1 protein-coding gene is annotated in these 320 nt (G+C 31.6%); it reads left to right on the top strand.

The genetic code is table 11. The features are described from left to right. A partial coding sequence (locus tag KQI94_RS16905) for a type II toxin-antitoxin system YafQ family toxin (protein WP_002360769.1) occupies window positions 1–276 on the top strand: 276 nt, incomplete at its 5' end. Window positions 277–320: the final 44 nt, after the last annotated feature.

The following is a 320-nucleotide window of genomic DNA, read 5'->3' on the forward strand; positions in this document are numbered from 1 at the left end:
ATGCTTGAAATATTTTACACGAACCAATTCAAAAAAGACTTTAAGAAAGCAAAGAAACAAGGAAAGAATTTAGAGAAGTTAAAAGAAGTATTAGTACTTTTACAAGAACAGCAAACATTGCCGCCAAAGTATAAAGACCACGCACTAACAGGAAATTATATAGGTACAAGAGAGTGCCATATTGAACCAGATTGGTTACTGATTTATAAAATTGACGGTGATAAATTGATCCTAACTTTAGCTCGAATAGGCTCACATAGTGAATTATTTCGATGAATCGGAAAGATATTACAAATCAATAAAAAACACTACTAAACGAC

The organism is Enterococcus sp. S183_ASV_20 (genome assembly GCF_018919685.1).
In the GTDB taxonomy this organism is placed as follows: domain Bacteria; phylum Bacillota; class Bacilli; order Lactobacillales; family Enterococcaceae; genus Enterococcus; species Enterococcus faecalis.